We start from the raw sequence: 13,351 nt of genomic DNA, 5'->3' as shown, positions 1-13,351 counted from the left end.
GGAGATAGACATGTTTGCAGTTCCATCCGGACGGAAAATGCTCGTCACAACCGGTGCCCTTCTGGCGATCGGCGCACTGATCACCGGCTGCTCGTCGGGTTCAGATGGCGAAAGTGCACAGCCATCAAATGCCTCCAGCGAAGGCAACGCCGCAACTGGCGACAAGGTAGTCATCGGTTTTTCGGGTCCGGCTGCGGATCACGGGTGGCTCGGTGCCATCAACTCGGCCGCCATCGCGCAGGGCGATTCCTTGGAAGATGTTGACCTGCGAGTTGCTGAGGGCACCAACGACGCCAACCTGCAGATCAGCCAGGTTGAACAGTTCATCAACGACAAGGTCAACGCGATCGTTCTGCTGCCAACTGACGGCGCAGCACTAACTGCTGTGGCAACCAAGGCCATGGAAGCGGGCATTCCGGTCATCAACGTGGACCGTGAATTCTCCAGCCCAGCTGCCGCTCGCACCACCATCCTGGGGGACAACTACGGAATGGGACGCAGTGCCGGTGAATACATCTGTGAACGATTGGGTGATAAGCCTGATGCCGTTGTCGCAGAAATTCCCGGTGTTGATTCTTTGCCACTGACCCAGGAACGCAGTAAGGGATTTGAGGAAGCACTCAAGGTCTGCGGACTCGACGTTGATAACCGCGTGCCAGCAGACTTCACCGTTGCAGGCGGCGAAGCAGCCGCTTCCCAGCTACTATCAGCCGCACCAAAGATCGACGCTATCTGGAATCACGATGACGACCAGGGCCACGGTGTCCTAGCTGCCATCGACAGCGCCGGACGCGACGAATTCTTCATGGTTGGCGGTGCAGGTTCAAAGAACGCTATGGACCTGATTAAGGGTGGTGAATCGGTGCTTGAAGCCACCGTTCTGTACCCATCCACCCAGGCCGCCGATGGAGTGCGCCTTGCGCGACTGATCGCCCAGAACAAGGCCATGAGCGATTTGGTCGAGGTCGAAGCTCCGAAGCGCATCGTTTTGAACGCTCCGGTAGTTACCAAGGACAACGTCGACCAGTATCTGCCGACCGCATTCACCTCCTAAACGGAGCCCGCAGTGATTCGGGGTGGCTAGCCACAGCAGGCAGGCCATCCCGAACATGACCCCCACAAGATCCATCGCAGGAGGAAGTACATGCCCAACCAAAAAGCAGTCTTAAAAGTAGCCCTGATTGGGCATGGATTTATGGGGGCCGCGCATTCACAAGGGTGGCGCGTTGCGCCTAGATTCTTTGATCTTCCACTACAACCAGAGATGACCCTGCTCGTTGGTCGCAATGCTACGAACGTTCAGGCGGCTGCCGCAAAATGGGGTTGGGCCGAAACCTCTACCGATTGGCGTTCGGCCATTGAACGCGATGACATCGACGTGGTCGACATCGTCACTCCCGGCAATTCTCACGCTGAGATCGCCATCGCTGCACTAGCCGCAGGAAAGCATGTGCTCTGCGAAAAACCGCTGGCCAACACCCTTGAAGAAGCCAAAGCCATGGCCGAGGCTGCGCAAAGCGCCGGCAATGACATTCAGGCGATGGTCGGCTTCACCTATCGCCGGGTACCTGCGGCCACTTTTGCTCGCGAGCTGGTGACCAGCGGCGTCATTGGGCAGGTGCGTCAGGTGCGTGCAGCCTATCTACAGGACTGGCTAGCTGACGCTAACTCTCCATTAACCTGGCGGTTGCAGAAAGAACATGCGGGAACCGGTGCGCTGGGTGATATTGGTGCCCATGCTGTGGATCTATCCCAATTCATCACCGGACAGAAGATCGTCGGGGTGAGTGGTGTGATGGAAACTTTCGTTCACGAACGCCCCCTGCAGGATTCACCGTCACAACTCGGGCAGGTCAGCGTGGATGACGCGGCAGCGTTTACGGCCCAATTTGATGGGGGAGCGCTAGGCACTTTCGAAGCCACCCGCATGGCCACGGGGCGCAAAAACTCGCTACGCATTGAAGTCTCCGGTTCAAAGGGTGCAATTTCTTTCGACCTGGAGAACTACAACTCACTGGGTTACTACGATGCCACCGCGCCTGACACCAGACAGGGCTTCGCCCAGATCATGGTCACCGAGCCAGCGCACCCCTACATGTCAGCATGGTGGCCCACCGGCCACACGCTGGGCTACGAACATGGATTTGTCCATCAGGCCAAGGACTTTATTGATGCCATTGGTGCAGGCCAGCAACCTGAGCCTTCCTTCGCTGATGGCCATCAGGTACAGCGTGTTTTGGACGCGGTCCAGAAAAGCGCGGCCAACAACAGTACGTGGGCAACCACCATCTAGGAATCACTGCAGTACAGTACGACGGAAGCAATCACAAGGAGTCAACGGATGGCACGCGATTTCACTCTATTCACTGGCCAATGGGCAGACTTGCCCTTGGAGGAAGTGGCCCGACTAGCTGCTGGTTGGGGATACGACGGGCTGGAGATCGCGGTCTCCGGTGAACATCTTGACGCTTGGCGTTGGGACGATGATGACTACATTGCCGAGCGCCTTGGCATTTTAGAAAAATATGGGCTGAAGGTCTGGGCGATCTCCAACCATCTGAAAGGGCAGGCGGTGTGCGATAACCCGATCGACTTCCGCCACCAAGCAATTGTGGGTGAAAAGGTTTGGGGCGACGGTGACCCGGAAGGGGTGCGTCAGCGAGCCGCCGAGGAATTGAAGAACACTGCGCGACTGGCCAAACGTCTAGGGGTCAAGACTGTTGTGGGGTTCACCGGATCCTCAATCTGGCAGTACGTAGCGATGTTCCCGCCGGTACCGGCAGAGGTCATCGACGCTGGATATCAAGATTTTGCTGATCGATGGAATCCAATTCTGGACGTCTTTGACGAATGCGGTGTGCGCTTTGCTCACGAAGTCCATCCGTCAGAGATTGCTTATGACTACTGGTCCACCGTCAAGACCCTCGAAGCCATTGGGCATCGTGAGGCCTTCGGGCTGAACTGGGACCCGAGCCACATGGTGTGGCAGGGTATCGATACGGTCGCGTTCATTTCAGACTTCGAGGAGAAGATCTATCACGTGGATTGCAAGGACACCCGCATGCGTATGGGCAACGGTCGCAACGGTGGGTTAGGCTCCCACCTTCCGTGGGGAGACCCGCGACGCGGCTGGGACTTTGTCTCCGCTGGCCGTGGGGACGTGCCGTGGGAAGACGCGTTCCGCGCCCTAACTGCCATTGGTTACGACGGCCCGATTTCAATTGAATGGGAAGATGCCGGCATGGATCGCCTGTTTGGAGCGCCGGAGTCACTTGCAGCGTTGAAGAAGCTGGATTTCCCCGCCTCCTCAACCTCTTTTGATGCAGCCTTTAAGCAAGACTGATACGAAGCAAAAGACCAACCCGCTGTAGCGCCCGACTCACAATCAGAGAGAGTCGGGCGCTACAGCGCTGTTTGTCATTTGTTATTCGGGGTGGACTTCTGTGTCCCGGAAGTGGCATCGGCACCACTCAGTATCCGTATGCAGAATTCCAAAGGGCCCGAAGCTTTGGTCAAGCCCAACCAGAGGCCAAAACCTGCGGTGACGGTAATCAAGATCCACCAAATCACGACCGGTTCAAGGAAATACTGCAGGGCTGGCAGCAACACAATATGTCCCGCATAGAGGGTTAGCGGTGCCCGGCCGGCCCCGGCGAGGATCCTTCCAAGCACGCCAAGGTGAGGGATGACAAGCAAGAGCAGACCAATGACTGCCACGGCGCAGCCGGCCGCATGCAGTGTGGCCAAGAGCGAGTTGCTGTGGCCGGTGGGCAGCCACAGGTAGTCGATGTTTGTCAGGTAGGGATCAAAATTGATCCCCGGTAGCCGGCCTGCCGCGATGAGCGTAGACACGGTCGAGGACGGTGTCCCTACGGCCTGGGAAATTTGCTCTGTATGCCCCAAACTCACTGCACGGCCAACAAGGTAGGTGCCAAGAGCTACGAGGGTGCCAATGATGCTTAGGCTGGCCGCGATCTTTTGGCTACGCAAATTGCAACGAGCTAGACAGATCCCCAGCAACCCGTAACCGAACCAAATCATCAGTGGGTAGTATCCGGTAACTAACAAATCTTGGAGCAGTGGTGCTGGAAGTAGGAGGTCAAAGTAGGTTGGATTATGGCCCAGAGATTGCCCCAGCCAGGCTGCTGCGAGTGGACGCCATAAAACCGGCATAACTATCACCCAAGACGCCGAGACTACCCAAATGGTTATTCTCGGGAGCCTGAGGGCTAGTGGAAGCAAAAGAAACAGTAGCCCATAGTGGACAAGAATGACTGCGATACGTTCATTTGCCGACCCAATTAGCATTCCGAGGCCTGCAATTATTAATGCTCTCCGTGCAAGGACTGAGTAAATCTTAGGGTACGAAAAGCCTTTACGAGCTAGCGATTCATGCATAAGACTCAGTGATAAACCCGCCAGCACCATGAACAAAACTGAAGCCCGCCCAGAAGCCACAGATCCGGTAAATGTAGGGGAAAATCCGCTGTCGCCGTTGGCCTGATAGAGCGCAAAAATGTGTGCCGCAAACATGCCAAGAATGGCAAGTAGACGTGCTGCATCAACGCCTAACAGACGCTGTTGCTTCCCCGAAATTTGCATAAAGTTATCGCACCACGGATTTGTCTGTGGATGCCATCTCAACATGCGCGCGTGTAGATTTAAAACCATGGCTACAAGTGCAATTGATAATCAGGCATACCCATTCGGTACTGTGCTTACCGCAATGATCACTCCCTTCGATGACGCGGGAGAGGTCGACTACGCGTTGGCAACAAAAGTGGCACAGAAGCTTGTCGATGATGGCTGCGACGGTTTGGTGGTCACTGGTACCACCGGTGAGACCTCAACCCTGAGCGATGAAGAGAACATCAAGATGTTCCGCACCGTTGTTGAAGCAGTTGGAGACCGTGCAGCAGTGCTGGCCGGTTCCACCACCAACGACACCCGCCACTCGATCAAACTGTCGCTGGCCGCCAAGGCGGCTGGCGTAGACGGTGTGCTGTTGACCACCCCGTACTACAACAAGCCAAGCCAAGCAGGCGTCATTGCCCACGTAAAGGCCATCGCTGAAGCGGTAGAGCTGCCAATCATGCTCTACGACATCCCAGGACGAACCGGAATCGCACTGGCTCCTGAGACCATTATTGAACTTTCCAAGATTCCTCAGGTCATTGCCCTCAAGGACGCAAAGTCGGACTACCAGTCAACCACCACCGTGCTGGCCAACACCGACCTTCATGTCTACTCGGGTGACGACGGACTGACCTTGCCATTGATGGCAGCAGGTGCTGTCGGCGTGGTTTCGGTTACGGCTCACGTTGCAGCTGCTAAGTACCGTACGCTTGTTAATGCAATGCATGCAGGGGATTTGGCTACTGCACGCACCACACACTTTGAGCTGGACGCGATTCAGCGCGGCATCATGGGCCACATACAGGGCGCCGTGGCCGCAAAATATGGACTTCACTGGCAGGGTGTCCTGCCGAACACCGTCGTCCGACTGCCGCTTATGGCACCGTCGGACGCAGAGCTCGATGCTATCCGCGCGGACCTACGTGAAGGCGGATGGGATCTGTAACGAAAGGGACTAACTACACATGACTGAGAGTTCAGTAGGTAAGGCTGATTCTGCACGTTTGCAGACTCCAGCCAGGCTGAAGAAGGGAACAATGCGAATTGTTCCCCTCGGCGGTTTGGGCGAAGTCGGCCGAAACATGACTGTATTCGAGCTCAACGGGAAACTGTTGATCATCGACTGCGGTGTGCTGTTCCCAGAAGAACACCAACCTGGCGTGGATTTGATCCTGCCGGACTTCTCGTACATCAAGAACCGCTTGGCTGACGTGGTGGGCGTAGTGCTCACCCACGGCCACGAGGATCACATTGGTGCTGTTCCATACCTGTTGCGTCTGCGCGAAGATATTCCAGTATATGGGTCGAAGCTGACCTTGGCCTTCGTTGAAGCAAAACTGGCTGAACACCGGATCAAGGCCAACACCAACATTGTGGTGGAAGGCGAGGTCGCGCAGATCGGCAACTTCGAATGTGAATTTGTCGCTGTGAACCACTCGATTCCAGATGCGCTGGCAGTGTTCCTGCGTACCGAAGCCGGTACCGTGCTGCACACTGGTGACTTCAAGATGGATCAGCTGCCACTAGATGGTCGCATCACTGACCTTCGCCACTTCGCCCGTTTGGGTGAGGAAGGCGTGGACTTGTTCCTGCCTGACTCCACCAACGCTGAAGTTCCAGGCTTCACCGTGGCAGAGCGCGAAATTGGCCCAGTGCTTGAAGCCAAGTTCGCACGGGCACGTCGCCGCATCATTGTTGCTTCCTTCTCCTCGCACGTTCACCGCGTGCAGCAGGTATTGGATGCGGCAGCAATGCACGGTCGCAAGGTGGCCTTCATCGGCCGCTCGATGGTTCGCAACATGGGCATCGCCGAACGTCTTGGCTACCTAGATATCCCGCAGGGTGTGCTGGTTGATCTTGAACAGATCGATTCGCTGCCAGACCACAAGGTCGTGCTGATGTCTACCGGTTCGCAGGGCGAGCCAATGGCTGCGCTGTCGCGTATGGCCAACGGTGAGCACAAGGTTCAGATCAACCCAGGCGATACTGTGATCCTGGCTTCCAGCCTGATCCCAGGTAACGAGAACTCGGTCTTCCGTGTGATCAATGGTCTGATGCGTCTTGGCGCCGAGGTCATCCACAAGGGCATGGCTAAGGTTCACGTTTCCGGTCACGCTTCGGCGGGCGAGTTGCTGTACTGCTACAACATCCTGCGTCCAAAGAACGTGCTTCCGGTCCACGGCGAAACTCGCCACCTGATTGCCAATGGCCGTTTGGCTGCGCAGTCCGGCGTTCCAGAAGAGAACGTCTTGCTGGCTGAAGATGGCTCGGTCATCGACATGAAGGACGGCGTCGCTCAGCTGGTTGGACAGGTTGAATGTGGCTACGTCTATGTTGACGGTTCAAAGGTTGGCACCATCACCGATGATGACCTCAAGGATCGCGTCACCCTGGGTGAAGAAGGTTTCATCTCGGTGATCACCGTGATCAACCGCCAGAATGGCACCATCATTTCCGGCCCAGACATTCACGCTCGCGGTGTGGCTGAAGAAGACTCAGTCTTCAACGAAATCAAGCCAAAGATTGCAGCTGCCATTGTGGAAGCGGTGTCGAATAACCCGAACCACTCCACACACCAGCTACAGCAGATCACCCGTCGGGTCATCGGCTCGTGGGTCTCGCGCAAGCTACGCCGACGCCCAATGATCGTTCCGGTAGTGCTCGAAGCCTAAGCTTTGTGACTAGAAAACTAATACCCCAAAACCACCGTTGCGTGGTTTTGGGGCATTAGTCGTTTTTGAGCAATTGTTTAGTTCCAGCCCAACAGCCTGTTCGGGGTTGAGGTAAATGACGGCGAGAGGGACTCGGGTGTTGCAATCATTGCGGGCGACGATTCAACAACTTTGCCAGCGCGGAATTCTGAACCGGTAGCCTCGGGCCAGTTAGTGCAATCCACCTGATCCAGCACCTTGCCTGTGTGCACTTCCATCATGATCACCGATGTGGTCTCGGGCGCTTCCAACCGCTGGAGTACTTTTCCGGTACCAACTTCCATGACCACCACCGAACCCCACTGCGGTGAGCTGTCAGCTGGCGTCTGGCTAGCCGAAGCTGGGGAAGCCAGCGCTACCGCTGTGACTAGTAGTGGAGCGCTGAGCCAGGCAAAGGTTCGAAGCTTCATGAGGATCCTTATAATCGGTGAAGAATCCGTCTAAATCCTACTGGTGACTAGAGCATTATTTGGCATTGATCGAGAGAATCAGCAGTAACGCAGAAAGATCCGTGCCGTACCAGTGTTCTTCGAGGTCCTTTGAGGCAGAATTATCTTCAAAGCCATCTATAGGAGTCGGCACATGATTGAATTCGAGAACATATCCAAGCACTACCCGGATGGTACGACGGCAGTCAAGGATTTCAACCTGCAGATTCCTGCACACAGTTCCACAGTTTTTGTTGGTTCTTCCGGTTGTGGCAAGACTACTTTGCTACGAATGATCAACCGGATGGTGGACCCAAGCTCCGGAACGGTGCGAATCGATGGGGAAGACATTTCCACTAAAAATGCAGTGGAGCTTCGCCGCAGTATTGGCTACGTTATGCAGAACTCAGGATTACTTCCGCATTTCACCGTGGCCGATAATATCGCCACCGTTCCACGTCTAATGGGGCAATCGCGTAGGGACTCACGCCGCAGAGCGTTGGAATTGATGGAGACCGTGGGCTTGCCTACTTCAATGGCAGATCGGTACCCGCACCAGCTCTCCGGTGGCCAGCAACAACGTGTCGGTGTAGCCCGAGGCTTGGCTTCGGACCCAAATATTTTGCTGATGGATGAGCCCTTTGGCGCAGTAGATCCCATCGTGCGCTCCGAACTGCAAAGCGAACTATTGCGGCTACAAAAGGAACTCGACAAAACCATCGTTTTTGTCACCCACGATATCGACGAAGCGTTTTTGCTGGGGGACCAAGTGGTCATCCTTGCTGCGGGTGCCCAAAAGCTTCAGGTAGGTAGCCCGAGCGAAATCATCGAAAATCCAGCCAATGATTTTGTCTCTTCCTTCATTGGGACAGACCGTGGCGCTCGCGCCATGAGCGTCAAACAAACACCACAAGGCCCGGTACTGGTGGATTCGCAGGGCCGAACTCAGGGCCGACTCGTTGAAGACGGGCCGCGGTAATGAGTTGGATTTCTGAGAATTTTCAACTGATAAGTTCACTGTCGATAGAGCACTTGCGACAGTCCTTGATCGCCATTGTCATCGGATTTGTGCTCTCCCTTCCCTTGGGTTGGGTGGCGTGGCGATACAAACTCGTTGGCGGACCGTTGGTGACCCTGACTGGCCTGCTTTACACGATTCCTTCGCTCGCGTTGTTGATGATTCTTCCGGTGATTACCGGAATGAGCGCGATTAGCGAAGCCAACCTGATCGTAGCTTTGAGCCTTTATGCTGTGGCCATCATGGTTCGTGGTGTTGTTGACGGTCTAAACTCTGTTGACCCCGCAGCTCGTTCGGCAGCTACCGCAATGGGGTACGGAACAACCCGCCGATTCTTCGCTGTTGACCTGCCACTAGCTGGTCCAGTGATTCTGGCGGGACTTCGGGTCACTGCAGTGAGCACGATTTCGCTGGCCACGGTGGGCATCCTGGTAGGCGTGACAAACCTGGGCTACTTGTTCACCAATGGTTTGCAGCGACGCATCATCGTTGAGGTATTTGCCGGCCTATTGGCGGTGGCGCTGATTGCTTTGGTTGTTGATCTACTGTTGATGCTGATCGGCCGTTGGCTCATGCCATGGAGCAGAACAGATAACCGGCGAAGCCGTTCGGTACAAGCTCAGGCTACTGCAGCGGTGGCCTCATGAACCTACTATCTGACGCATTCAAGTGGCTGGTCGCCCCAGAACAATGGGAAGGCAAAGATGGGCTGGCCGTACTACTGGGACAGCATCTGCTGTTCACCTTCATCTCGGTCGTGATTGCCGGGGCTATCGCGATTCCTGTCGGCTGGGCCATCGGGCATACCGGTAAGGGACGAGAGATCGCGGTGGGGGCAGCTGGTATTGCCCGTGCGGTACCGTCTTTTGGATTGTTGATATTGCTGGTGTTGCTTTTGGGCGTCACCCACAAACCAGAAGCGGCTGTCCTAGCATTTGTCGTATTGGCTATTCCGTCATTACTGGCCGGAGCCTATACAGGTTTCGAAGCGATTGACCGGAAAACCATCGACGCGGCCCGAGCTATGGGAATGACTGAATGGCAAATTTTGTTCAAAGTTGAGATACCTCTTGGGCTCTCACTATTAGTTGGCGGTATTCGAGCAGCAGTGTTGCAGGTAGTCGCTACGGTAACCATCGCAGCGTATGTAAACCTTGGCGGTCTCGGCTTGCCGATTATTACCGGGCTGAATCTGCGTCGCTTCGACATGGTTCTCGGTGGCGCTCTGCTTGTAGCCGTGGTGGCCTTGCTGCTCGACATGCTCCTTGCCATGGGACAGAAAGCGGCAGTGCCTCGCGCACTAGGATCAAAGCAGAGAAAAGTTAGAACTCAAGATTCGAAATCTTCACTCGCACAAGAGAAAGAACTGACATGAGAATAAAGCAGGCATCACGCGTTGCTGCAGTAATCACAGCTGGAGCACTAACCTTGGCTGGTTGCTCTAGCTCGGATCCATTGGCCACGCAGAGTGGCTCGGAAAACAGTGGCTCCGAGAAAATCGTTGTAGGTTCACAGGCTTACTATTCCAATGAAATCGTCGCGGAGATCTACGCGCAGGCTCTGGAGAATTCTGGGCTTGAAGTTGAACGAAAGTTCAACATTGGCCAGCGCGACGCATACATGCCGCAGCTCGAAAACGGCAGCATCAACGTGTTCCCTGAGTACACCGGTAACCTGCTGCAGTTCTTCAAGGAAGATACTAAGTCTCGCTCATCTGCGGATGTGTACAAGGAACTAGAAGGCCAGCTGCCTGACTCGTTGGCTGTTTTGGATGAAGCGGAAGCCTCGGACCAGGACTCCTACACCGTCACCCGCAAATTTGCCGACGACAATAATCTGAAAAGCATCGAGGACTTGGCAAAGGTCAAAGATGAATTGACTCTTGGTGGTCCACCAGAGCTTGCCGAACGTCCTTACGGCCCGAAGGGATTGGAAAGCACTTACGGAGTGAAGACTGATTTCTCTGCCACTGGTGATACGACGGTTGAAGATCTTGTGGCTGGCACCGTGAACGTGGCTAACGTATTTACCGCGGATCCTCGCATCAAGACCGAAGACCTAGTGGTACTTGAAGATCCTAAGTCCCTCTTCCTTGCCTCGAACGTTGTTCCTGTCGTTACGGCGGATCAGTCTGAAGAGCTTGGGAAGGTCTTGGATCCAGTGAGCAAGAAGCTCACCGCTGAAGAGCTTATTGACCTGAACGTGCAGAGCACCGTTGATAAGAAGTCAGCTGCGGACATTGCAAAATCTTGGTTGTCTGACCAAGGTCTTTAGGTCCTAAAGCGCTAACTTATTTACTGTTCACTTCAACGGTCATCTTTACGGGAGTAAATCCTCAAGGATGACCGTTGACGTGTTTTAACGCACAATCCAGATACCCAGAGGTCTTCAGCAAAGTGATAGCCTCCCGATAGGTAGTGAACGCCACCCTGTTCAGTTACCTGTTCAATCAGTCGCCGCGAAAGGGACCAAGCAAGATGACATCCGAAGCAGTAAAGGTAGACAAGCACTACGACCTGATCATCCTTGGCACCGGCTCGGGTAATTCAATTCCTGGACCCGAATTTGATGACAAATCAATTGCCGTCATCGAAAAGGGTGCGTTCGGAGGTACCTGCCTCAACGTTGGTTGCATTCCCACCAAGATGTACGTCTACGCAGCTGATACTGCTTTGGAAACAAGGGAGTCATCGCGTTTAGGGGTTGACTCCCAAGTGAATTCCGTCGACTGGTCAAGCATTGTTGACCGGGTATTTGATCAGCGGATTGATCTCATCGCCAAGGGTGGGGAAGAGTATCGACGCGGAGATAAGACTCCAAATATCGACGTCTATGATCAGCATGCACGTTTTGTATCCGAGCGTACTTTGCGAACAGGGCAAGGATCAGAAACCAAAACGATCAGCGCGGACCAGATAGTCTTGGCCGCTGGATCACGTCCGGTGATTCCCGAAGTGATTGCCGAATCAGGCGTGCATTTCCACACCAATGAAGACATCATGCGCCTAGCGCAGCAACCAAAATCCATCGTGATCGTTGGTGGCGGATACATTGCCATGGAGTTCGCTCACGTCTTTGAAGCGCTAGGCACCAAGGTCAGCATCATCGCGCGCTCGCAGTTACTGCGCCACCTCGATACCGAGCTTCGCGAATCCTTTAATGAATTGGCTGCGAAACGCTATGACGTGCGTATGGGGCGAAACATCACCGGCGTGAGCCAAGGGGACTCAGAAGTAACGGTGGAAATGGATGATGGATCCACAGTGAGCGGGGAAGTACTACTTGTGGCAACAGGTCGCACTCCTAACGGTGACCAGCTGGATCTGGAATCAGCCGGCATTGACGCTAAAGATGGGCGCATCAGCGTAGACGAATATGGTCGCTCCACTTCGGCCGAAGGCATCTGGGCGCTGGGGGATATCTCCTCGCCATACATGCTCAAGCATGTTGCCAATGCTGAAATGCGCGCGGTACGTCATAACTTGCTCAACCCTGACGCGCTGAAGAAAATGCCACACGAGCACGTCCCGGCGGCGGTCTTTACGCACCCGCAAATTGCCTATGTTGGCATGACCGAAGAAGAAGCCCGCGAGGCAGGGCACGAGGTGACCGTCAAGGTGCAGAAGTATGGTGATGTCGCGTACGGCTGGGCCATGGAAGACAAAACCGGCATCGCCAAGCTCATTGCTGACAAGCACACCGGAAAGCTGTTGGGTGCTCACTACATGGGGCCGCAAGCCTCATCGTTAATCCAGCAGATGATCACGGTCATGGCTTTTGACCTAGACGTACGTGAAGTAGCAAGCAATCAATATTGGATCCATCCAGCATTGCCGGAAGTCACCGAAAACGCATTGCTCGGGTTGGACTTTTCCTAGCTCAGCAAGCGCGGCAACGGTGTCAAAATCGTTACGAACAAATCAATAAAACTACTAGTGAACGCCACCTGAGCAACCTAGACTGAAGCCATGAACCAGATGACCGCTGCGCCAGTGTCCGACATGACCAAAACAATGTTCATGATCTCTGGCGCGGTGGGCATGGTCCTTGGCATAGTAGCTTTTTCTGCGATGTTCGGATCATTTGCAGTGGACGAGATTTCCAGCAGTGGCCTTTGGGCTTGGATCAGTGGCGGCATCTGGCTATGGGTTCTAATTGCAGCGTTGAGCGGAATAGTCATGGGAGTACTGTGCTGTTCCGCGATGTATGTGGCCATCGAGATCCACGCCGTGAAGTGCGCGTCAGATACCTCGGCTACACAATCAGTGGCTGCGGGCTTCGGCGCCGTAGTCGCAGGGGTTCTGCCAGCAGTATTGATTATTGGTCTAGGAATCAACGCGCAGGATCCGTGGCCGTCTACGTTGACTGCACTGGGATTCTTGCTTGTCTGTTTTGCTGTTGGTTTTGTGATCGTCGCCGGATTGAACCTGAACCACTCGCGTAGCCAGAGGGCTTAGAGCGCTCGGGCGAAGACTAGGTACGTGATCCTTCTCTAGCCCCTGCCAAACCCCGAGCAGACGTGTAAATTCGGGGTGCATACAGCCATTGGCGATACTCTA

General features: G+C 54.8%; 13 protein-coding genes. 11 read left to right on the top strand and 2 right to left on the bottom strand.

Annotation, left to right across the window (positions count from 1 at the left end):
* Positions 1 to 10: 10 nt before the first annotated feature.
* The 3 genes from N6V40_RS14670 to N6V40_RS14660 all read left to right on the top strand — a co-directional run bounded on the left by N6V40_RS14670 (position 11) and on the right by N6V40_RS14660 (position 3,343).
* Positions 11 to 1,054, top strand: a complete 1,044-nt coding sequence (locus tag N6V40_RS14670; RefSeq protein ID WP_131089944.1) for a substrate-binding domain-containing protein — start codon at positions 11 to 13, stop codon at positions 1,052 to 1,054.
* A 90-nt stretch (positions 1,055 to 1,144) separates the two neighbouring features.
* Positions 1,145 to 2,293 (top strand): Gfo/Idh/MocA family protein, encoded by a 1,149-nt coding sequence (locus N6V40_RS14665; RefSeq protein ID WP_207306520.1) that lies wholly within the window; start codon positions 1,145 to 1,147, stop codon positions 2,291 to 2,293.
* Positions 2,294 to 2,341: 48 nt separating this feature from the next.
* The gene (locus N6V40_RS14660; protein WP_131089943.1) at positions 2,342 to 3,343 is read left to right on the top strand and encodes a sugar phosphate isomerase/epimerase family protein; all 1,002 of its coding nucleotides are present in this window, start codon (positions 2,342 to 2,344) and stop codon (positions 3,341 to 3,343) included.
* 74 nt (positions 3,344 to 3,417) lie between these two features.
* On the opposite strand, the gene N6V40_RS14655 is transcribed toward N6V40_RS14660, so the two are convergent.
* On the bottom strand, positions 3,418 to 4,602 hold the full coding sequence (locus N6V40_RS14655; RefSeq protein ID WP_165477353.1) for a heparan-alpha-glucosaminide N-acetyltransferase domain-containing protein: 1,185 nt from the start codon (positions 4,600 to 4,602) through the stop codon (positions 3,418 to 3,420).
* Between the two features lie 67 nt (positions 4,603 to 4,669).
* Here N6V40_RS14655 and dapA point away from each other — a divergent pair, with 67 nt between their 5' ends.
* Positions 4,670 to 5,581, top strand: coding sequence for a 4-hydroxy-tetrahydrodipicolinate synthase (gene dapA / locus N6V40_RS14650; protein WP_131089941.1), 912 nt, complete (start codon positions 4,670 to 4,672; stop codon positions 5,579 to 5,581).
* Between the two features lie 19 nt (positions 5,582 to 5,600).
* Entirely contained in the window at positions 5,601 to 7,307 is a 1,707-nt protein-coding gene (locus N6V40_RS14645) for a ribonuclease J (protein ID WP_262198092.1), read from the top strand.
* A 77-nt stretch (positions 7,308 to 7,384) separates the two neighbouring features.
* Here N6V40_RS14645 and N6V40_RS14640 read toward each other — a convergent pair whose 3' ends face one another.
* Positions 7,385 to 7,756: a hypothetical protein gene (locus N6V40_RS14640; protein ID WP_262198091.1), complete on the bottom strand. Its 372-nt coding sequence runs from the start codon at positions 7,754 to 7,756 to the stop codon at positions 7,385 to 7,387.
* 172 nt (positions 7,757 to 7,928) lie between these two features.
* Here N6V40_RS14640 and N6V40_RS14635 point away from each other — a divergent pair, with 172 nt between their 5' ends.
* The 6 genes from N6V40_RS14635 (at position 7,929) to N6V40_RS14610 (ending at position 13,249) form a co-directional block, all read left to right on the top strand.
* A complete protein-coding gene (locus N6V40_RS14635) occupies positions 7,929 to 8,753 on the top strand; it encodes an ABC transporter ATP-binding protein (RefSeq protein ID WP_131089938.1) in 825 nt (274 codons plus the stop codon).
* A complete protein-coding gene (locus N6V40_RS14630) occupies positions 8,753 to 9,439 on the top strand; it encodes an ABC transporter permease (RefSeq protein WP_262198090.1) in 687 nt (228 codons plus the stop codon). Before N6V40_RS14635 ends, N6V40_RS14630 begins: the two co-directional genes overlap by 1 nt.
* Complete coding sequence (locus N6V40_RS14625) at positions 9,436 to 10,167, top strand: ABC transporter permease (protein ID WP_131089936.1); 732 nt, start codon at positions 9,436 to 9,438, stop codon at positions 10,165 to 10,167. The genes N6V40_RS14630 and N6V40_RS14625 overlap by 4 nt, the downstream gene beginning before the upstream one ends.
* Entirely contained in the window at positions 10,164 to 11,066 is a 903-nt protein-coding gene (locus N6V40_RS14620) for an ABC transporter substrate-binding protein (protein WP_131089935.1), read from the top strand. The genes N6V40_RS14625 and N6V40_RS14620 overlap by 4 nt, the downstream gene beginning before the upstream one ends.
* A 203-nt stretch (positions 11,067 to 11,269) precedes the next feature.
* The gene (mtr, locus tag N6V40_RS14615) at positions 11,270 to 12,670 is read left to right on the top strand and encodes a mycothione reductase (protein WP_131089934.1); all 1,401 of its coding nucleotides are present in this window, start codon (positions 11,270 to 11,272) and stop codon (positions 12,668 to 12,670) included.
* 90 nt (positions 12,671 to 12,760) lie between these two features.
* On the top strand, positions 12,761 to 13,249 hold the full coding sequence (locus N6V40_RS14610; protein WP_131089933.1) for a hypothetical protein: 489 nt from the start codon (positions 12,761 to 12,763) through the stop codon (positions 13,247 to 13,249).
* Positions 13,250 to 13,351: the final 102 nt, after the last annotated feature.

Origin of the sequence: Glutamicibacter sp. M10 (genome assembly GCF_025452055.1) — a bacterium.
Lineage (GTDB): Bacteria > Actinomycetota > Actinomycetes > Actinomycetales > Micrococcaceae > Glutamicibacter.
The sequence above is the reverse complement of the archived record's forward strand: the minus strand, read 5'-3'. Positions and strand labels throughout refer to the sequence as shown.